Raw genomic sequence first — 21,298 nt, forward strand, 5'->3', positions numbered from 1 at the left:
AATTTGAAGAAGTTTTTTGCGCTTATTCTATGCATATTTTATTTGTTAAGCACGGTCGGTTGTTTCCAGTACGGAAAAGAAGAAGGCTTATCCGATAGACGACCAATGATTATGGTAAATGATAAAATTTACATGGATACAGGGGAAGAGATATCAGTGGAAATTGATGTTTCCGCAATATTAGGAGTAATAACTTCGTCGGTAAAAAGCACAGAGATCCCCACACAGCATGGGGAAAGTAACTTTGGTAACGAAGGTGCACAGTATGCTTTTTTTGATGATGGTCTTGTTGTGTTATTAAATAATGAATGGGTATTTTTTGAAGTAGATAATTAAGATTCTTCTACTGGAAAATTAGAAGTAAAGCAGGGTTCATTCATTGCTTTACTTTTTTTTCGTTTTCTCAATGTGAGATATTCGTTTAATAATGAACAAGTTTAACATTTTCAAATGGCGATTTTCATAAAGATAGTAATGTGAGTTTATAAATATAATCCAACTTTTAGATGAAACGAGGGAGTAAATGATGCGGTTTTATGACCCAAAAGATGATCATCAAGAAGCCAGGGTAGATGTGGAATTGCTTATATATTATTTAAAACAAATACCCAATAATCATTTTTTTGATATGCTTGCAGAGTCCTATACTCGTACATCGGGAAAGTTTTATCTCCCTGTTCATACTGCAACTTTAGTGGACTTCCAACAGTTAAAAGGAGATTTTGAAGATGGATTGGTGTCCTTTGAGCATCATAATCAAGAGTCCCTAGAGGAAATTCTGGTAACAACGCCCAGATTGATTGTTTCTATGAACGTAATACAGTTAAAAAAATGGAGATTCGAAACTGATATCATTGAGCATTTTGCAAAGCTGAATCTTGTCAAAAAACACTTAGAAAAGCATGGGAACTCAAAAACTATAATTCAAGTTTTATTCGTTTCCGAGAAAATATGGGATCTGTACAAGAAACAACCAGACGAGATGAAAGATTATAAGAAATTGCGTAATTATTTAAGGCACGAGCGCGAAAAAGATGTCCCATTCATTGTTTTATTTCTAGAAGATGTACTCAAACTAGTAGAAAAACTAGATTGACAGACTAATCTCTTCCTATTAAAATATAAAACAAATAAAAAGTTTTCCTTTAAAGGGGAGTAGCTGGTACAATAAATTCGTCATCACGAGGAAATTCCTCCGGGTTTATTGGCAACGAATGTTGTTAGCGAGACCTTTACCATAACGGTATCGGTCTGTCCATCTGCATTTTGCGATGTTATTTCATGACCTTACCAATTGGGTACAGGTCATTTTTATTTACATCAATGTAGAAGAGGGGACTTATTTTGGACGTAACACTTTTATTAGAATATGGCTGGGTTTTATTAATTCTAATTGTATTAGAGGGGATCTTGGCCGCTGACAACGCATTAGTCTTAGCCATTTTAGTTAAACATCTTCCTGAAAAAGAGCGTAAAAAAGCATTGTTTTATGGTTTGGCAGGCGCGTTTGTTTTTCGTTTTGGGTCTTTATTTGCGATTTCGTTTCTTGTTCATGTATGGCAAGTACAGGCAATTGGCGCACTATACCTTGTTTTCATTGCTTTAAATTACTTATTTAAAAAGTACGCAAGACATAAAACAGAATCCGATGAAATGAAAGAAGCAAAAAAGAAGGGATCTGGTTTTTGGTTTACGGTAATAAAAGTTGAATTAGCTGATATTGCTTTTGCTGTTGACTCGATTTTAGCAGCGGTTGCGATTGCGGTAACGTTACCTAACACAAGTTTGCCAATGGTTGGTGGTCTTGATGGTGGAAAATTTATAATCATTTTCTTAGGTGGTTTTATTGGATTAATCATTATGCGATTTGCAGCTACCCATTTTGTAAAGCTGTTACATCGTAAGCCTGGACTAGAGACTGCGGCATTTCTAATTGTCGGCTGGGTCGGTGTGAAGTTAGCGATTTATACATTATCGCATCCAGAAGTTGGTATGCTACCAGAACATATTGCTGAAATGAAAGCTTGGAAAATCACCTTTTATGTAGTTCTTGTCCTTATTGCTGTTTTAGGCTGGTTTTTATCAAAGGATGTCGACGTAACTGAAGTTGATGCTGACGTATTAGAAGCGAAAGTAAAACACGGATAAATACATTAAACAATTTGAAAAAACTTAAAAAAACCATAAATAAAGATAACGATACCGACAAATGATTTTATCTTTAACGATCTTGTCATCGGTGTTCCTCCTAGCTGCAGAAATAAAGTCCTTACTAAACTATATGCAACTAGGTACACAAATGCTAAATGATATTGAAGCCTTGAGAGATACAATTTAAGGCTTATCTATTTCATGCCCGGATCAGTCTTTTCATTAACTAAATTTGGGAAAACTTCAAAAAGTTTTAGTATATATTGGAACACAAAGGTATAATAATGAAAAGGTGTACGAAAATTTGTTTGTTTTGAAAGGAAGTAGATACTATGAATATTACTGGACATACTGTAGAAAAAGTTGAGGATACGACAGGAATTATTATCGGCGATCGTTATGAATTTTTTCTAAACGTTGAGGTAGAGGAAGATGACGAATTATATTCCGAGAACGGTTTATACATAAAGGTTATACTAGCAGTGGATCAAAATGAAACGCGAGTCGTACAGTATCAAATCCACGAGAAAGAAACTGAAAAATACATCGATTTAGCGCTAGAGGACGACGAAGAACAACTACTACATGACTACTGCAAACAACATATCGAATAGATCACCAGGATACAACTAGCGAACATGTTGTATCCTATTTTCTTGGGTTTAAATTCACCTTGGTCTTTTCTCAACAAAAAGGTTAAAGCAGGCATTACTTAGTGTCTAAATGGTATTTCGTTTCTCAAATGGGAATATCAATTACAATTTTCCTCGAAGATATTCAGAACTTTATAATCTATGAAACAATTACTGATGTTTTATAAAGATTTCATTATTACTTTTTGTCTTCATTTGTTATAATAGCGTGGGTGATTTAATTATCAATCTTAAAAATGGATCTTCTTTGTCAAAAAATGGTATGCTGTTGCTCCATTATGCATTGAAGGCGGAGAAAAGGGGAGTTTTAAAGTTGAAACTAACGCCAGAACAGCGTATTCAATTACATGGTTTTAATAATTTAACGAAGTCATTAAGTTTCAATATGTATGACATTTGTTATACGAAAACAAAAGAAGAACGGGAAGCTTATATAGAATATATTGATGAACAATACAATGCAGATCGATTAACAAAAATTCTAACAGATGTTACAAGCATCATTGGTGCTCACGTATTAAATATCGCAAAACAAGATTATGACCCACAGGGTGCTAGTGTGACGATCTTAGTTTCAGAAGGTCCTGTAAACAACGCACCACAAGGGTTCTTTAAGGAAACTCCTGGGCCACTACCTGAAACGGTGCTTGCTCACTTAGATAAAAGTCATATTACTGTTCATACGTACCCAGAATATCATCCTGATGAAGGGATTAGTACGTTTAGAGCAGATATTGACGTTTCAACTTGTGGGGAAATCTCACCGTTAAAAGCACTAAACTACCTAATTCACTCTTTTGATACCGATATTATGACGATGGATTACAGAGTTCGTGGCTTTACAAGAGACATCAACGGCCATAAGCTCTTCATTGATCATGACATTAACTCAATCCAAAACTACATTCCAGATGAAGTAAAAGTTTTATTTGATATGATTGATGTGAACATTTATCAAGAAAACATTTTCCACACGAAATGTAAATTAAAGAACTTCGACTTAAACAATTATCTGTTTGGCTATAAAAAAGATACACTGAGCATCGAAGAACAAGAAGAAATTACTGAAAAACTTAAGCTAGAGATGGATGAATTATATTACGGAAAAAATATCCTTAACCGTATTTAGGTGCCTGGCACCCTAAAAAGACAAAAAGATCAAAATGTTCACGCCGTGTGTACATTTTGATCTTTAATTATGTTAATAAAGATCCAAGGATCTCAACCAAAGTCTATGGACAATCTAATTGATCTCTTCAGTCGTTAAATATACTTGTTTCAGTTTCTTGATGATCTCTACATACGTATGATTCCCCAATAATTCAAAGAAATAGAGTGCTTGCTTATAGGAAGTCTTTATCTCATCATGAGGGTAATTTAGTTTTTCATAGCATTGACCCTGATAATAATATAGCTGACCAATTGAAGACATATTTTGATTTTTGATCGATAAGAGGATTCCTTTTTTTACTGTTTTAACAGCTAACGGATAGTTTCCAGCATCATACGCGGTTTTTGCTTTATTGTAAATCACTCTTAAGATGTAAATGTTTTTACTTTCGAGGATTGGGTTAATAAAATTTTCACTATAATCGTTTAAAATCTTTTCATAATAAAATAGACTTTCATGATATTTCCGTTGATCAGAATAAATAGTTCCAATAGTATTGAGGATCCTTACATTTAAAAACCGTTCCATAATAATGGACTGATTTAATAAAAGTTGCTTTAACCCTTCGATACATTCATCAGCATTGAGAAACTTTAATTGATATCCACTATAGTACCGCTGCCACAACAAGTATAAGTGAAACCATGGATCTTGGTTTTTCATTGTTAATTTAGCCTTCACGAGATGATAAGCTTCTTTGTATTGGTGTCGTGACGTTAGTTCCTCAATGTACGTAATCGTTTGGTCTATGTAATCCTTATTGTCATACAAAATAATATCAATAAAATGAGACAAGGGAACCTTTAATTTCAAAGCTAGAGAATTGAGCGTATCAAGTTGAGGACAAACTTCACCGTTTTCAATCTTGCTAATGGCCGGTTGTGTACAAATTCCTTTTGCTAATTCTTTTTGAGATAGGCCATTTTTTGTTCTTAAATACACGACTTCTTCGCTAAACTGCTTTAAATTCATTATATCCCCCCTATAACTATAGTTATTTTTACATTCATCTGAGTAAGATTATTAATGAAATTCAACGATCATTACTTAAAAAAGGACGAATTTAGGGATTTTCAAAAATTCAGAATATTATTGTATATAGTATAATAACAGAAAATCTACTAAAGAAACAGGATGGTGATACCTATGAAAAAAGTATTAGTTTGTTTATTTGTAGTTAGTTTATTATTTACTGGTGCTGCAACAACTGCAATGGCAGCAAATGACGTAACTCCAACAGACTTACCGCATGAGGTATAAGAACTTTGATTGAATACTTAGAGAAATAAAAAGCGAAGTAGATATCTACTTTGCTTTTTATTTTGGGTGCATCAGGATCTGGTAAAATTATCTCTGTAATAGAATGTATATAACTTTAGTTATTTCTTTCTGCGCAATATCCCATTATTAAAAGGTTAGAAGATGATACTACAACCACAACTACAATTATACCTCTATACGAATTTTAAATATTTTAAATATTTTCACTATAATAAAGTTGCTTCACAAAAATTCTTAGGAGGTAATGTAGATGAAGAAATTGCTCTCAGTATTTTTTGCAATCACATTGTTGTTGGGAATGGTATTTTCTCCAACAATGGGCTTTGCCAGCAATGATGGTAAAAACGAATACTTAGTACAATTTGATGGGAAGATTGAAAAAGGATTGCTTAAGGCTTTTGGAGTCAAAGATCAAGAGATTTTACACACCTTTGATTTACTTCCTGTTGTCACATTGAAATTAACTGAAAAACAAGCAAATGCTTTAGTAAACAATCCTAAGATTAAATACGTAGAAGAAAATGCCCAAGTACAAGCTTTAGTTCAGACAATTCCTTGGGGGATTAATAAGGTACAAAGTCAAGAAGTATTTAACTTAGGCTATTCTGGAAATGGAATGAAGGTAGCGATACTAGATACAGGGATTGATAGATACCACGAAGATTTATTTACAAACGTTAAAGGTGGATTTTCGGTATTTACCGATTCGGCAAATAGAGATCCTTACTATGATGGTAGTGGTCATGGGACTCATGTAGCTGGTACAGTTGCTGCTGTAGATAATGATTTAGGCGTCTTAGGAGTTGCTCGTCATGCTGACTTATACGCTGTTAAAGTCTTAAATAACAGTGGCAGTGGTTCATATGAGGGAATTGCCAAAGGTATTGAATGGTCAATTCAAAATGGCATGGATATAATCAATATGAGCTTAGGTGGATCCTCAAGTTCTGCAATCTTAGAACAATGGTGCAATCTTGCCTACAATGAAGGTGTTTTAGTTGTAGCAGCAGCAGGGAATAGTGGCAGAAGGAATGGACGAGGTGATACAGTTGGTTATCCTGCTAAATATGCTTCGGTTATTGCTGTTGCCGCAACGGATCAGTCAGACAATCGCGGATCTTTTTCAAGTACAGGGCCTGCAGTAGAACTTTCAGCACCTGGAGTCGGAATTTTAAGCACAACGCCAAACAATAACTACGCTTCTTATAATGGAACATCAATGGCTTCACCGCATGTTGCTGGAGTTGCTGCTTTAATTTGGGAAGCAAAACCTAACTTAACGAACGTACAATTAAGACAACTACTGCAACAAACTGCGAAAAATTTAGGTGATTCTAATCAATACGGTTATGGGTTAGTTCAGCCATTAGCCGCGATTCAACAGTAAGTATTTAATAGATGAGGTTGTCTTAAAGTAACAAACACTTCAGGCGCTATATCGTGCCTATCTGAGGTGAGTGTCACTTATGAGGCTACCTCATTTTTTTGTAGTTCGTTAAGTATGGGGGGTGTCCAACTAACAAAACCTATTAGCCTGGGAATTCATCGTTTCCAGAAAATTATTAAAAATTTGTTAAGATCCCCAGTCTTTACTTTCTAAATAAAAATGAACATCTCGTGGATGTTTATATTGCTCCTCCAATCTCCAATTAAAATGCTATAATAAAAAATATAGTTTAGTTACAGCAGGAGGAAGAAGTATTGGTTAAACCGTTTGTTAAATGGCCAGGTGGTAAAACGACCGAATTGGAAATAATCCATCAATATTTACCAGAAAAAATTAATAATTATATAGAACCTTTTCTAGGCGGAGGCGCTTGTTTTTTTTCACTACAAAAAACCCAATACAATCAAGCGTTCGTCAATGATTTCTCCACAGAATTAATTTCGTTATATAGGCTTATTAAAGAAAAAAATTATTTATTTATTGAACATCTACAAGACACTTGGAAATTGTGGAGTTTTTTCGGGCCATACTCAAATCAGCACTATCAGGATTTGCGAAGTCTTTATCGCCGTTTTAAACACGACGAAATGACGATAGACGAGTTAAAAGTTGAAATAGAGATTTTTGTTGAAAGTACTGGCAGTGATATTGAAAGAGCGATACCTGAAAGCTTGAACATGAATAAGGAACAATTACTAAAAGAACTAAAGAAGTCACTTGTTTCGAAGTTCGAGAATACGAAGAAAAACGAGTCAAAGAAAGGTGATTTGCCCGAAGAAGATTATCAAAAAAATATTGAAGCAAGTATTAGGGCAAGTGTCTACACCTATTATCGATATATATATAACGAAAGAGAAACCTATAAGATCGGCGAAGAACTCCATATTGCGTTATTTTTCTATTTGAGAGAATTCTGTTATTCTTCGATGTTTCGCTATAACCGTAGTGGCGGCTTTAATGTTCCTTATGGTGGAGCTTCGTATAATCGTAAAGCTTTTACTAACAAAATCGAATACTTATGGTCAGTCCAATTACAAGAAATCTTAGCGCAAACAACCATTTATAATTTAGACTTTGAACAATTTTTGCAAAGCATCATTATCCAAGAAGAGGATTTTATCTTTTTAGATCCACCATATGATAGTGATTTCTCGACCTATGCTAATCATTCGTTCGTAAGCAATGACCAAGAACGTTTAGCTAACTATCTACTAAATAAGTGCCCTTGTAACTTTATGTTAATCATTAAAAATACAGATTTCATTTATCAACTATATAACAAGAAACCTGGAATTAAGATCATTGGTTTTGATAAGGAATATAGTGTTAGTTTTATGGATCGTAACGATCGAAAAGTCGAGCATATATTAATTACAAATTACTAGATAGAGTTCTTCTCTATCTTTTTTTATTGAATTGCCTGCAAAATAATTACCTCGAGCCTTCTTGCATCTTTAAAAATATAATTGTGATTAATTGAGAGAGAATGTACATAATACAATACAAAATAAATATGTGAATAGGATTTACACCTTTATTTAGGTTAAACAAATCTACACCCATTAGAATTGGTTTAAAAACGAACGATAAGAATGCGATTAATGCTAGCGAATATAAATGAACATTCTTATTACGGTTCAGGCACCACTGATAAACAAAAATAAATAAAACTGGGATAAGCGATGAATCTAACGATATATTTCCTGGTATAAATGGCAGAAGTTCGTAAGGATAATCCCAATATCCTTGTTTCACCCCCCATATATTAATATAACTAAACCAAATGTGAACATTAAAACCATAGAAACCTAAAAGAAAGATGATTTTTCTGTCTATCCGAAAGTATAAAACAATTAAAGGGATTACGAACATCAAAAAAACGATCCAAAATCGTACGGTTGTTAGGTTCGTGTATTGTAGCCAATATTCAATCTGAACTCTACTTAATTGTTCTTGCATATCTGTTATTTTGTTTAACATTTCTTTTTGGCCAGTTCCCATTTCTTTCCTCCTGTTGTGTTTTACAATATCATTTGTATATATTTGTAAAATATTCATTTGCAAAGGTTAGGAACAGCTTCTGTCCTATCCTTTGCTGCTCCTTCACCTTGAAATGCCTACAAATGCCCGAGAGTTAACCCAATAGAAAAAAGATCATCCGCTTAACTAAAAGCAAATCAATATATAACAATTATAAAGGACTTTCCTCAGGAGCATTAGGTACATAGCGCGATTGAAAATTAATGACATCCGATGAATGGATCGTAATTTGAAGTGACCCACCATATACATTTGCTTGAATTAAGATCGGTTGATTATGGATATTTTCGAAAGTGAAATCAGCACCATACCAACTTACTTGAGCATCGCGACCTGGTGGAACATACGGGACACGCTTACTGTGTGAATAACGATTTATAATTTTTACGCCGGCGCGATCGACAGCATTAAATAAAGTCGATGAAACTTGGCAGATACCGCCGCCAAAGTCTCGATATACTCTTCCTCGAATAATCACAGGTGCAGGTAAATAACCTTTTTCAAAAGTTCTTTTGCCGACCACCTTATTAAATGAAAAGATTTCACCAGGAAAAACGACGTGATTGTTAATTGCTTCAGCAGCAAGTTTAATATTTTGAACCCGACCTTTTTTGTGGCGATTAAAGTAGGTCATGTATTGACCGATTTGCTTAACACGAATATTGGCTATAAGCTCACTATCAACTTTAGGATAAATTGGGATTGTCGGAACATTTATTTTCTTAGTGCCTTGGCCGTAGAAATATGTATAAAATTCTTTTGTAAAGTTTTGACGGTCTAGTTTATATCCAAGTTGCTCGGGAACAACTGTTCCATATTTGTCGATACTAGCATTCAAAGGTTCTTTTTGAATTTGGAGATCTAGTTTCTCGATAAATTCCTGATACTTCTCAACATCAATCAGTGAATTACCAAGAACAGATTGGAACTCAGCCCGATTGACAATCGCCACTGTTTCTCCCTCTAGTTGTAAGTAGACATTATCTGAAACATCAAGAGTTTGAACGAAAAATAATAAAAGCATGAGAAAACTATATTTCAACACACTAACACCCCTCCTACCAATAGTATGAGTAGCAATTAGGAATTTCATGAGTTTAAATATGAAGGGTCCTCTCTGAAAAGTCGCTGAGTTTTTACGCTTCGCTACTGTATCTAATGAATTTTAGAGACCTGTTCTGTATGACCACTTCTTAATAGAGGGGATAGTGCGTTACCATTTAGACTCAATCTTCATTTGAATGGACAAGATTTATTAGCTGCTAATCGACAAAATGTGTATAATTGTTAGTAGATTTTAGAGGAGATGATTAGATGAAAGTACTACCATTACAACAACGGAATATCTCATCAAGTAGGCTTGTCTTTGGATGTATGGGACTAGGTGGAGGTTGGAATCAAAATCCGATTACAGAAAAAGACATATTGCATGCAGAAAGAGTCGTCGATACAGCTCTTTCTATCGGGATAAAGATGTTTGATCATGCTGATATTTATACGTTTGGGAAAGCCGAGAAAGTGTTTGGTGAAGTGTTGAAGCGCCGTCCTGAACTTCGTGAAAAAATGGTGCTTCAATCGAAATGTGGAATTCGCTTTCCAGAAGGGGATATCCCTAATCGCTACGATTTTTCAAAAGAGCATATTATTGCCTCTACAGAGGGTATATTAACTAGATTAGGAATTGACCAACTAGATATTTTACTTCTGCACCGACCAGATCCATTAATGGACCCCGAAGAGGTTGCCGAAGCCTTTGACATGTTGCAACAATCTGGAAAAGTCCGTCACTTCGGTGTTTCGAATATGAATGTCGCACAAATGCGCTTTTTACAAAGCTGTTGTTCAGCACCACTCGTTGCCAACCAACTGGAAATGAACTTACATAAACTTGATTGGCTTGAAACTGGAGTACTCGTTAATCAGAATGCTGGCAAAGAATATAACTTTTCCGATGGTATTATTGAACACTGTCGAATAGAGAATATTCAAATTCAAGCATGGGGTTCATTAGCAAACGGTATTTATTCAGGCCGCGAAGTAGAAAACCCTACTGATACCTATTTAAAAACAAAACAATTAGTCGAAGAAATGGCGATAAACAAGGAAACCACACAAGAAGCCATCGTCCTCGCCTGGCTAATGCGTCATCCAGCGATGATCCAGCCTGTAATTGGAACAGCTAATGAACAACGGATTAAAAACTGTCAGGATGCAACAAAACAAGCAGAACAAATGTCTAGAGAAGAATGGTATTCTCTTTATGTTGCATCGCGTGGTCATTTAATGCCGTAATTCCACTTGTTAATGTAAAATGTTTATTTATTTTCATGTAACATAAACCGAAAAGAGACGACTATATATTAAATAGGTTTTTCCTGTGCGACGAGCTATCAATAAAGGCTCAGGAAACTCTTTCATTTGTTTTAGAAATTCACCCTTATAAAAGGAGTGGGGAAGTTTGATGATCTTCGCATCGTTTGTTCCAATGATTATTTTCGTATTTATTATTTTACTTATTGCTGGAGCTGTGAAAGGAAATTCAGAAAAAGGGGGAGAAGACGTGATTAAAAATGTTTACATTTATTTAGTTTTATTTGCCACGCTGATGATGACAATTGGTGGAAGCGTTGCCGCATTTATGGCTTTGGCTGATATTTATGCCCCTTCTCCGTATTATCAGTCATTTGAGGAGTATAAACGTTGGGGTGACCCAAGCTTTGAAAAATCAGGAGAAGAAAACGCAGAGAAATTGACTGAACAGCAATTGAGAGCTAATTATGACGCGATGGTGGCTTCACAAAAAGAAAATTCTATCCTTCAAGCAAAAAACAACTTGATTAAGAGTTTTGGTTGGATTGTCATTCCACTACCAATCTTCATTTACTTTCAACGACGACTTGTTCGTAGAAATTCGTTAAAAGAATAGTAGCCTAATCTAAAAGGACTAAATCTCAGCTTTTGATTTAGTCCTTTTGTTTTAGTTTCAAATTAAATGAGATAGATTATACCCGGTGTTCTCGAAGAATAATTGAATGACTAAGAATAACTATATTTGAAAAAAATTCTCAAGTGTGATACAAATAAATAGTATTAAAGAAATATTCTTAAAAACTTCATAATTATCACTCTAGGGGCGCTTTACAAGCTGAGAGAGACGGATGTCTTAACCCTTATAACCTGATCTAGGTCATTCTAGCGTAGGGAAGAAGTGCAAATACATACATCGTTAGTTAGTTTTTTAATACCTAATTAATCTTGTCTTGTCCAAAACCACTTCTTTCATTTTGAAGTGGTTTTTCTATTTTAGGAGGGCTGTATGCATGGAAGAAAGATTAAAAATCGTATTAGAACAAATCGAAGCACGACAAGAGGAACTACTTCAGCTCGTAAGTAGGCTAATTTCATTTAAAACACCAGCACCGCCTGCACGAAATACGAAGGAAGCGCAAGATTTTGTTGCTAACTTCTTGAGTGAATTAGGTTTTGAGATTGATATGTGGGACGTCTACCCGAATGATCCTAATGTTGTTGGGGTTCGACGAGGAAGTGGTTCTTCAAGGCATCAAAGCTTGATCATTAACGGCCATATTGATGTTGCAGAAGTAAGTGAGGATGAGCAATGGGAAACAGATCCTTTTGTTCCGATTGTAAGAGATGGCGTCGTGATAGGTCGTGGTGCCGCTGACATGAAAGCTGGGTTGGCTTCTGCGTTGTTTGCTTTGCAATTACTTAAGGAGGCCGGAATTGACCTCCCTGGTGATTTAATTTTTCAGTCGGTGATTGGTGAGGAAGTCGGCGAGGCAGGTACATTGCAATGCTGCGAAAGAGGGTATAAAGCCGATTTTGCTGTCGTTGTTGATACGAGTGATTTACATATCCAAGGGCAAGGAGGCGTCATTACTGGATGGGTTACGGTCAAGAGTAAGCAAACCTATCATGACGCGACAAGGCGAAATATGATTCACGCCGGAGGCCAACTTTTTGCGGCAAGTGCCATTGAAAAAATGATGAAGATCATTGCTGGCTTACAAGATCTTGAACGACATTGGGCCATAACTAAAAGCTATCAAGGGTTTCCACCAGGGACTAACACAATTAACCCTGCGGTAATAGAGGGTGGTAGACATGCCGCATTTATTGCTGATGAATGTAGGCTTTGGATTACCGTGCACTACTATCCAAATGAGTCTTACGAACAAGTAGCAAAAGAGATTGAAGAACATCTATTAACAGTTGCTAACAGCGACCCTTGGTTAAGAGAAAATCCACCTTTATTTACATGGGGAGGAACTTCGATGATTGAAGATCGTGGTGAAATCTTTCCATCTCTTGAAGTCGATCCAAATCATCTAGGTGTAAAGCAACTGGGAAATGCCCACAAGCTTGTCTCAGGAAAAGAGGCAATCATTGATGTATCGCCAACGGTGACTGATGGTGGGTGGCTAGGGGATGCAGGGATCCCAACGGTTATCTATGGTCCTGGCCATATTCAAAACGCCCATGCTGTCAATGAGCATGTATCGATTGAGCAATTAGTTGAATTTACAAAGGTGATTACTCAGTTTATCTATAACTGGACCCATACAAAAAAGAAGGAGTGTTAATAATGAAATTTAGTGAACGTCTTTATACTGAACTCCAGCCAATCTGGCGCAAAAATCATGCCCATCCGTTTGTTCAAGCAATTGGTGATGGAACTCTTGATAAAGAAAAGTTTCGTTTTTTTATGGTTCAAGATTATTTATATTTAATTGACTATGCGAAGTTGTTTGCGCTTGGTGCTGTAAAAGCTACTGATGTGGAAACGATGGGACGTTTTGCTAGTTTACTAAATTCTACTCTTAATGAGGAGATGTCATTACACCGCCAATATGCGAAAAAATTCGGAGTAAGCGAAGAAGAGTTTGCAACAGCAAAGCCGTCACCAACAACTTTGGCATATACGCACTATATGTTACATGTTGGACAAAATGGTACATTAGCAGATCTTGTAGCGGCAATTCTTCCTTGTATGTGGAGCTACTGGGAAATCGGTAAAGAGCTAAATGAAATTCCTGGTGCTAGTGATCACGAGTTTTATGGAGAATGGATTAAAATGTATAGCTCAGAGGAGTTTGGCCAGTTAGCTTTATGGTGCATTGAACTCCTTGACAATTTAACAGACGGATTACCAGAAAAAGATTTGCAGCGGTTAGAAGAGATCTTCCTAAACACAACAAGGTATGAATATATGTTCTGGGACATGTCTTATCATTTGCAAATGTGGCCTACTGATGAGTAAGTTTTCGTTACAGTTTAAAGATGTATCTTTTTCCTATGAAACTAGTAACAAGTCGATCCTAACTGGCTTAAACTTCGACGTTAAAGAAGGGGAGTTCGTTAGCATTATCGGGCCAAGTGGTTCAGGAAAAAGTACGATTTTTAAATTGATTACTGGTCTTGAAGAGACGAGCGAAGGAAACATACTCATAAATGGCCAAGCCTACACTAATCGTTTAGGAAAGGTTGGCTATATGCCGCAACAGGATTTGCTCATGCCGTGGCGGACCGTCCTTGAAAATGCAGCGTTGCCTCTTGAAATTAAAGGAATGAAAAAACAGTTGGCTTATGGAAAAGTACTCGAATTATTAGACCAATTTGGTTTAAAAGGGGTCGAACATTCCTATCCAAGTCAAATATCAGGTGGGATGAAGCAACGAATTTCATTTTTACGAACGGTATTAAGTGGGTCGAATGTCTTACTCCTCGATGAACCGTTTAGCTCGCTTGATGCGATTACGAGACTTTCGATGCAGGAGTGGTTACTATCGCAATGGGAAAAGTGGCAGCTGTCGATTTTGTTTATTACCCATGATGTCGATGAAGCCTTATTCTTATCAGACCGTATTTTTATCTTTACGGAACAACCAGTAACAAAGTTTGTAGAAGTGAACGTGCCCGTATCTCGCCCAAGAAAAATTCGCGATATTCACGCGCCAGCAGTTATTGCAGTTAAAGAGCAACTAATTGAACAACTTCGGGTGAAGGTGAATTTATGAAACATGTAAAACATTCAATTGCACCTTTTCTATTAGTACTAATCTTTCTCATTGGTTGGCAAGTGCTTGCAATGCTAGTTGGGATGACCTTTATTTTACCAACACCAATACAAGTAGCTTTGAAATTATGGGAATTAAAAGAAGTGTTGCTACTCGTCCATCTTCCGGCAACAGTGTTAATTATTGTAACTGGGCTAACAATCTCGATTATTTTAGGCGTAGGTATAGCCATTTGGATGTATCTTAGCAAAACGATCGAGAAGGCATTTTATCCAATTATTGTTGCGTCACAAACGATCCCAATTATTGCATTAGCGCCAATTTTTGTCCTTTGGTTCGGGTACTCGATTTGGAGCAAAGTGGCCGTCACATTAATTATTACGTTTTTTCCGATTACGGTAAGTACGTTTGATGGACTCCGTTCGACTAACAAAGATCTTAAAGAGTTACTATTAACAATGGGCGCTAGTAAACGTGATATCTTTTTAAAATTAAACGTTCCAACAGCCTTACCCTTTTTCTATTCAGGATTAAAGGTTGCTGTTACATTAAGTGTCATCGGGGCTGCGATTGGTGAATGGCTTGGCGCGCAAAGTGGTCTTGGTTATTTTAGTCGGAGGATGATGACTCAATTTGATGGAGCAGGTGTTTTTGCGCCAATCGTCTTATTATCAGCAATTGGAATTGCTTTGTTTTTGTTTGTTGTTTTACTAGAAAAAATCACATTACATTGGAGGAAAATAGAGTGAAAAAAGCATTATTCGTTTTCATTACGTTTGCGTTAATTTTTATAATGGCAGGTTGTGGCCAGAATGATACGTCTGGAAAGAAAGAATTAGCTGAAATTGATTTAATGTTAGATTGGTATCCAAACGCTGTACATAGCTATTTGTATGCAGCTATCGAAAAAGGTTATTTTGAAGACGAAGGAATTAAGCTAAATATTCAATTCCCGACAAACCCTACAGACCCAATAAATCTTGCAGCGGCAGGACAAATTACGTTAGGAATTTCCTATCAACCAGATGTTGTGATTGCTAGAGCAAATCAAGATGTACCTGTTAAAGCGATTGGTGCAATTGTGCGCTCACCTTTAAATCATGTCGTTTTATTAGAAGATAGTCCAATTCAAACTCCTAAAGATCTTGAAGGGAAAACGATTGGTTTTCCAGGAATCCCATTAAACGAAGCGTTATTAAAAACAATGGTGAAAACCGACGGTGGAAACCCTGACAATGTGACGATGATTGATGTTGGTTTTGAGTTAGGTTCTTCGATCGTCAGTGGTCGAGTTGATGGAGTGATCGGGGCTTATATTAACCATGAGGTCCCGGTACTAAAACATAAAGGCTATGAAACTCGCTTTTTTAATCCAGTTGATTACGGGGTTCCTAGCTTTTATGAGCTAGTTTTAGTAACGAATGATAAGACCTGGAATGAAAGAGAAGAAGATATTAAAGCCTTTTGGCGAGCTGCGACAAAAGGGTATGAATTTATGAAAGCTAACCCTGATGAAGCGCTAACCATTTTGTTAAATAACCAAGACAAGGCTAACTTCGCATTAATTGAAGAAGTCGAAAAACAAAGCTTAGAAATATTATTACCAAAAATGGAGTCAGCAGAGGGCTTTGGTAGCCAAGACGCATCATCATGGCAAGAAACGATTGACTGGATGGTTGAGTTCGATTTGATTAAGAAAGAACCAGCGTTAGAGGAGATTTTTATCAACATCGTGGAATAAAAAAATCCAGTCACGCTTATTGAAAGAATCTTTACGTTTGCAATCTCTACATTAAAAACTAGAAGAGGTTGGGACAAAAGTGTTAGACACCACACGGGAGTTACTGAATATAGACGTACAGATTTATCATATGTCTATATTCGGTGCCAGGCGGTATCTGATACTTTGTTATGTCCCAGCTTCTTTTTTAATTTCAATCTCTCCATATTTCGACATGTTTTGCGAAATCCATGTAGTAATATAGTAGGAAGTCATTATTTTCATAACATTTACTAGTTTTGGAGTTTTCAAACGAAAGGAATTTGTCATGGAACAAAATGTAACTCTTACCCACAAACGGAATATCATTTTATTTCGATTACTATTTGGCTATTACATATTTAATATGGTTTTTAGTGTCATATCACTAGGTTTTTCTGTATTATTTCCTCCAATAGGATTTGTTTTCTTCGCTATTATTGGTGTACTGATCTGGAAACAAAAGATGAGGCGCTTTACAATGTGGTTTTCAATCTTTATGATCTTTGTTTATTTTTATTTTCTGCTCGATGGTCATCCATACCTCGTCAACTATATATTCATGTGGGTAGGTCTTATCATTAGTGCTATCTATCAAAATTATCGTGTCACTATTTTTGCTGGATGTTTATCAATTTTACTTACCGTCTATGCCTTTTTTCAATTTCGTGAAGAGATCTTTCTCGGCGCAGATTTAATAGATTTAAGTTTTTTAGTTTTATTTGGTCTGTTTATCACTGTTTTTCTTTTGTTTTTCACAAAATTCGTTAGTCATTTATATGTTGAAGCAAAACAAAGCAAAGATAAACTAAATTTCATTCTAGATAGTTCAAATATTGTGACATTTTCTTATGATATGTGTTCTCAAAAACTTAGCTTAACTTCCGGAAAGAGAGTATTTTCACAACTTCCTACTGATTATTTTTCTAAGTCCGGAGTGCTATGGAGTCAGTATATTCATCCAGATGATTTAGGAGTGGTTGAGAACATAAAGCAACATTTTATTTCTGGAAAAGTACATACGGTAGAATATCGAATAATCCTACCTACTAATCAAATTCACTGGGTGCAATGTCGGTATATTCCGATGGTTGTAGAAGAAGGTGCACCGGTACAAAAGGTTGAAGGGATCCTTGTTGATATAACGGAAAGAAAAGAACGCGAAGAAGAAATTACATATTTAGCCTACCACGATCAATTAACAGGCTTACCTAATCGATCAAAATTACAAACTGATTTTGCTTCATTACTCGCTGAGAATGAGGAAAAAGTCTTTTTAATTTTTATTGATCTCGACGAATTTAAAGCGATTAACGATACATTTGGTCATGTTTTAGGAGACCAATTATTACAGATTGTCGCCAAGAGATTAAAAAATTGTATTAGAGAAAAGCATATTATCTCAAGAATCTCTGGTGATGAATTTGTCGTCGTTATTTCGGGAGTGACTGTGCTTCAAGTAACGACAATTGCGAAACGGATTAAAACGACGTTAGCAACACCATACGCTATTGAAAACAATGAAATCGACATTACGACGAGTATTGGAATCTACCGTTATTCTGATAAAAATGACGATTTAAATGAAATGATCAAAAGAGCTGATTTTGCCATGTATCGTGTTAAGAAACAAGGCAAAAATGACTTTTGTTTTTATGAGGATATCGAGAAAAACGTTAATTAGTTATCTTTAGCAAGAAAAACCTTTTGTTTTTCTAAATATCTAGGCACATATCCCTTATAGCAGTCATAAACTTATAAAAGAGTTTAAACGAAGATGAGAGGGGATAAAAAGTGCAAATACATGTCGTTCAATCAGGGGATACACTCTGGCAAATTGCTCGTGCTTACAACTCTACTGTACAAAATATAGTAGCAGCTAACCAAATACCTGAACAAGAAAGGTTGGCAATAGGGCAGACGCTGGTGATCCCGATTATTGGTAGTTTCTATTGGGTTCAACCAGGGGATAATTTATGGGCCATTGGTCAAAGGTTTGGCATTAATTACTTAACTTTGGCACAAGTAAACCAAATTGATCCAAATAGTCCATTAGCGATTGGTTTAAGATTGTACATTCCGCCACAACCAAAAACTTCTGCTGAAACAAATGCTTATATTGAGCCTAGAGGAACGACCGTTAGTCCGACTTTGTTAGCTGAGGCCCGTCAAGCAGGTCCCTATTTAACTTACTTAGCTCCTTTTAGCTATGAGGTAAGAAGAGATGGAACATTGAAGGCTCAACCACTACAAGGGATTCCAGAAGTGGCGAGAGAGACCGGTGCTTCACTGATGATGGTTGTTACAAACCTAGAAGGTGGCCAATTTAGCGGTGATTTAGGAAGAGATATTTTACAAAGCAGCGCTGTTCAAGAGTTACTTTTAGATAATATCATTGCTGAAACAAGACGAGTTGGTCGCTTCACCGATGTCCATTTTGATTTTGAATTTTTGCCTGGGGATCAACGAGTGGCTTACAATAACTTCCTACGAAGAGCAGCTGAAAGGTTACGGGCAGAAGGTTTACTCATCTCTAGTGCGTTAGCGCCGAAAACAAGAAGAGATCAGCCTGGTCAATGGTATGAAGCACACGATTACCGCGCGCATGGCGAAATCGTCGACTTTGTTGTCCTGATGACATATGAGTGGGGGTATTCTGGTGGTCCACCGATGGCGGTGTCTCCGATTGGTCCTGTCGAGGATGTCATTCAATATGCTTTAACAGAAATGCCAGCTTCGAAAATTATGATGGGCCAAAACCTGTACGGCTATGATTGGACATTACCTTTTGTCCCGGGTGGCGAATACGCTCGGGCAGTAAGCCCACAACAAGCGATTGAGCTAGCCAAACAATACAATGTTCCCATTCAATACGATTTCCAAGCACAAGCACCTCATTTTGACTATGTTGATGAACAAGGGCGAAGCCACAAAGTTTGGTTTGAAGATGCCAGATCAATTCAGGCAAAATTTGACCTTGTCAAGCGCTTAGGCCTTCGCGGTGTTAGCTATTGGAAATTAGGTTTACCATTCCCTCAAAATTGGCTGTTAATCGATGCAAATTTTAATGTAGTGAAAAGATAATAGAAATGTAGAGAAAAGGCTTTCCCGTAAGTATCAGACTACCTCAAATTCATACTATACATAGAAATGTATTTTGTAAGAAGTCTATTTATAGTATGTGGGGTGACTAATACTTTACTATTCGGAAAGCCTTTTTATCGTACCAAATCGAAATCATTTTTTTAATACTAGGAAAATCATGTATATTCTTTTTCAGTTTTGGAATAATAGCATCAGATGATAAAAAAGGAGTATAGTGATGAAAATTGAAGTTGGAACTGAATATAAAATTTCTGAACATGTAAAACAAAATTTTAACTTTGCTGATGCATTAACTGTGATTAGACATACCGGAAGCATCGTGCAATTTACTCTTAACGGGAAAAACGGTCATGGTTCAATGCCAATACAACACCTACAATATTTATTAAAGAAAAATCAATTAACTCAAACTCCAAGTAAGCGTCAATTACTATTGAGCGAAACTGATGAGGAACAAATTGTTTAACGAACCGAGCAAACGCTTGGTTTTTTTATTGCTTTTTGACACAAGATATAATCAAAGGTTTTCTTTCATATCAAATTGCTAGCAGTTTGATATCACTTAGCTAATAACCTAAAACTTTTCCATGGTAGTTGATAAAGTCATTGTTCATAAATATGTAGAAATAATTAATGCATGTTTTTGCAATTTTATGGTACACTTTACAAAGTATTACCAAATCTTGTTCAGTTCTGGAGGGAAAAAAATGAGTGAAGTTAATTTAAAGTCATTTTTTGAGAAGAAAATTTCAGAAGCGATCACCCAGTTTGAACGAACGATCGATTGTAAGCATACTGAATTTGATACATTATATCCTTACATGAGTGAACAACCTCAGTTTTTCTGGTATAAGCGTTATGTTGCTTGGCAAGAACTACTTACGATTGTAAAGCTTTCTACAGAACTTGACGTCGATTGGGAATACTTATTAACTGAAAAACAAGCAGGCTACGTACGTAATAAAGTATTAGATGCGAAAGTACTGGACTATTGGTATGATGACGTTCAACGAATTAAAAATGAAGAGGAATCGTCTTTTAACGAGTACTAAGTTTATCTTAGTGCTTTTTTTTGTTCTTTATGGTAAAAATAATTTGAAGATGACGCAAAAAATGATTTTTTCCAAAAAGGCGGGTAATCATGGACAAAACGAAACTAAGAGAACAGTTTGAACATGCATTGAACACACATGAGGAAGGCACAGGGCAATTATTTTTGTATTCATTATTAGATTTTGACTTTGAATATGACGAAGAACAGAAAGTTGTTCGTATTCAGGCACCTATTTCTGAAATGATGTACAATCCTTTGGGCTACATTCATGGCGGAATTATTTCCTATATTGCTGATACTGCGATGGGGCATTTATGCGCTGCATTTGCTGATCGACCTGGCGTATCGTTAGAGTTAAAAACCCAATTTTTACGATCGGCAAAAACAGGGTCATTACATGCAGAAGCATACTTTTTGAAAAAGGGAAACCAAATTCAGTTTGTTGAATGTACGATTAATGATGATCAACATCGACTATTAGCAAAAGTAACAGGAACCTTTTACTCAATAGGTGAATAATCACACAGGGGTAGGCCAATATCTATGTGTTAGTCCCACATATACGTGGTTTACAAAGGGACTGACACAGATTGGACAAC

Annotated in this window: 22 protein-coding genes and 1 riboswitch; of the genes, 19 read left to right on the forward strand and 3 right to left on the reverse strand. The window is 36.0% G+C overall.

The features are described from left to right. The first annotated feature begins 3 nt into the window (after positions 1-3). From ACK4M9_RS02980 to speD, 5 genes are all read left to right on the forward strand, one after another. Positions 4-336 carry a hypothetical protein gene (locus ACK4M9_RS02980; RefSeq protein ID WP_409847813.1) on the forward strand — a complete coding sequence of 111 codons (333 nt, stop codon included), beginning with the start codon at positions 4-6 and terminating at the stop codon, positions 334-336. Positions 337-523: 187 nt separating this feature from the next. Beyond that, positions 524-1,096, forward strand: a complete 573-nt coding sequence (locus ACK4M9_RS02985) for a hypothetical protein (protein WP_409847816.1) — start codon at positions 524-526, stop codon at positions 1,094-1,096. A gap of 248 nt (positions 1,097-1,344) precedes the next feature. After that, positions 1,345-2,148, forward strand: coding sequence for a TerC family protein (locus ACK4M9_RS02990; RefSeq protein ID WP_409847818.1), 804 nt, complete (start codon positions 1,345-1,347; stop codon positions 2,146-2,148). A gap of 335 nt (positions 2,149-2,483) precedes the next feature. Then, on the forward strand, positions 2,484-2,765 hold the full coding sequence (locus ACK4M9_RS02995) for a DUF6509 family protein (RefSeq protein WP_409847820.1): 282 nt from the start codon (positions 2,484-2,486) through the stop codon (positions 2,763-2,765). Between the two features lie 352 nt (positions 2,766-3,117). After that, positions 3,118-3,933, forward strand: a complete 816-nt coding sequence (speD, locus tag ACK4M9_RS03000) for an adenosylmethionine decarboxylase (protein ID WP_409847822.1) — start codon at positions 3,118-3,120, stop codon at positions 3,931-3,933. 114 nt (positions 3,934-4,047) lie between these two features. Here the strand turns inward: speD and ACK4M9_RS03005 are convergent, their stop codons facing one another. Continuing rightward, positions 4,048-4,947: a helix-turn-helix domain-containing protein gene (locus ACK4M9_RS03005; protein ID WP_409847824.1), complete on the reverse strand. Its 900-nt coding sequence runs from the start codon at positions 4,945-4,947 to the stop codon at positions 4,048-4,050. Positions 4,948-5,506: 559 nt separating this feature from the next. On the opposite strand from ACK4M9_RS03005, the gene ACK4M9_RS03010 reads away from it, so the two are divergent. Further along, a complete protein-coding gene (locus ACK4M9_RS03010) occupies positions 5,507-6,643 on the forward strand; it encodes a S8 family peptidase (protein WP_409847825.1) in 1,137 nt (378 codons plus the stop codon). 314 nt (positions 6,644-6,957) lie between these two features. Next, complete coding sequence (locus ACK4M9_RS03015; RefSeq protein ID WP_409847827.1) at positions 6,958-8,088, forward strand: DNA adenine methylase; 1,131 nt, start codon at positions 6,958-6,960, stop codon at positions 8,086-8,088. A 46-nt stretch (positions 8,089-8,134) separates the two neighbouring features. Here the strand turns inward: ACK4M9_RS03015 and ACK4M9_RS03020 are convergent, their stop codons facing one another. Next, a complete protein-coding gene (locus ACK4M9_RS03020) occupies positions 8,135-8,704 on the reverse strand; it encodes a CBO0543 family protein (RefSeq protein ID WP_409847830.1) in 570 nt (189 codons plus the stop codon). Between the two features lie 190 nt (positions 8,705-8,894). After that, entirely contained in the window at positions 8,895-9,767 is an 873-nt protein-coding gene (locus ACK4M9_RS03025) for a VanW family protein (RefSeq protein ID WP_409848273.1), read from the reverse strand. Positions 9,768-10,057: 290 nt separating this feature from the next. Here ACK4M9_RS03025 and ACK4M9_RS03030 point away from each other — a divergent pair, with 290 nt between their 5' ends. From ACK4M9_RS03030 to ACK4M9_RS03085, 12 genes are all read left to right on the forward strand, one after another. Beyond that, positions 10,058-11,035: an aldo/keto reductase gene (locus ACK4M9_RS03030; protein ID WP_409847832.1), complete on the forward strand. Its 978-nt coding sequence runs from the start codon at positions 10,058-10,060 to the stop codon at positions 11,033-11,035. A 166-nt stretch (positions 11,036-11,201) separates the two neighbouring features. Then, positions 11,202-11,669 (forward strand): hypothetical protein, encoded by a 468-nt coding sequence (locus ACK4M9_RS03035; RefSeq protein ID WP_409847835.1) that lies wholly within the window; start codon positions 11,202-11,204, stop codon positions 11,667-11,669. A gap of 193 nt (positions 11,670-11,862) precedes the next feature. Next, positions 11,863-11,964, forward strand: a riboswitch (TPP riboswitch). A 99-nt stretch (positions 11,965-12,063) separates the two neighbouring features. Beyond that, positions 12,064-13,347 (forward strand): acetylornithine deacetylase, encoded by a 1,284-nt coding sequence (locus ACK4M9_RS03040; RefSeq protein ID WP_409847838.1) that lies wholly within the window; start codon positions 12,064-12,066, stop codon positions 13,345-13,347. Between the two features lie 2 nt (positions 13,348-13,349). Beyond that, positions 13,350-14,024: a thiaminase II gene (gene tenA / locus ACK4M9_RS03045; RefSeq protein ID WP_409847841.1), complete on the forward strand. Its 675-nt coding sequence runs from the start codon at positions 13,350-13,352 to the stop codon at positions 14,022-14,024. Further along, on the forward strand, positions 14,017-14,781 hold the full coding sequence (locus tag ACK4M9_RS03050; protein ID WP_409847843.1) for an ABC transporter ATP-binding protein: 765 nt from the start codon (positions 14,017-14,019) through the stop codon (positions 14,779-14,781). The genes tenA and ACK4M9_RS03050 overlap by 8 nt, the downstream gene beginning before the upstream one ends. Beyond that, on the forward strand, positions 14,778-15,530 hold the full coding sequence (locus tag ACK4M9_RS03055) for an ABC transporter permease (RefSeq protein ID WP_409847846.1): 753 nt from the start codon (positions 14,778-14,780) through the stop codon (positions 15,528-15,530). The genes ACK4M9_RS03050 and ACK4M9_RS03055 overlap by 4 nt, the downstream gene beginning before the upstream one ends. After that, a complete protein-coding gene (locus tag ACK4M9_RS03060) occupies positions 15,527-16,522 on the forward strand; it encodes an ABC transporter substrate-binding protein (protein WP_409847849.1) in 996 nt (331 codons plus the stop codon). Before ACK4M9_RS03055 ends, ACK4M9_RS03060 begins: the two co-directional genes overlap by 4 nt. 307 nt (positions 16,523-16,829) lie before the next feature. Then, positions 16,830-18,224 carry a diguanylate cyclase domain-containing protein gene (locus ACK4M9_RS03065; RefSeq protein ID WP_409847852.1) on the forward strand — a complete coding sequence of 465 codons (1,395 nt, stop codon included), beginning with the start codon at positions 16,830-16,832 and terminating at the stop codon, positions 18,222-18,224. A gap of 110 nt (positions 18,225-18,334) precedes the next feature. Continuing rightward, entirely contained in the window at positions 18,335-19,624 is a 1,290-nt protein-coding gene (locus ACK4M9_RS03070; RefSeq protein ID WP_409847855.1) for a LysM peptidoglycan-binding domain-containing protein, read from the forward strand. 238 nt (positions 19,625-19,862) lie between these two features. After that, complete coding sequence (locus ACK4M9_RS03075; protein ID WP_409848275.1) at positions 19,863-20,111, forward strand: hypothetical protein; 249 nt, start codon at positions 19,863-19,865, stop codon at positions 20,109-20,111. Between the two features lie 241 nt (positions 20,112-20,352). Next, positions 20,353-20,697, forward strand: a complete 345-nt coding sequence (locus ACK4M9_RS03080) for a hypothetical protein (RefSeq protein ID WP_409847857.1) — start codon at positions 20,353-20,355, stop codon at positions 20,695-20,697. 89 nt (positions 20,698-20,786) lie between these two features. Next, positions 20,787-21,218: a PaaI family thioesterase gene (locus ACK4M9_RS03085; RefSeq protein ID WP_409847860.1), complete on the forward strand. Its 432-nt coding sequence runs from the start codon at positions 20,787-20,789 to the stop codon at positions 21,216-21,218. Positions 21,219-21,298 lie beyond the last annotated feature (80 nt).

The sequence above is a fragment of the Anaerobacillus sp. genome (assembly GCF_046314235.1).
Classification (GTDB): Bacteria; Bacillota; Bacilli; order Bacillales; family Anaerobacillaceae; genus Anaerobacillus.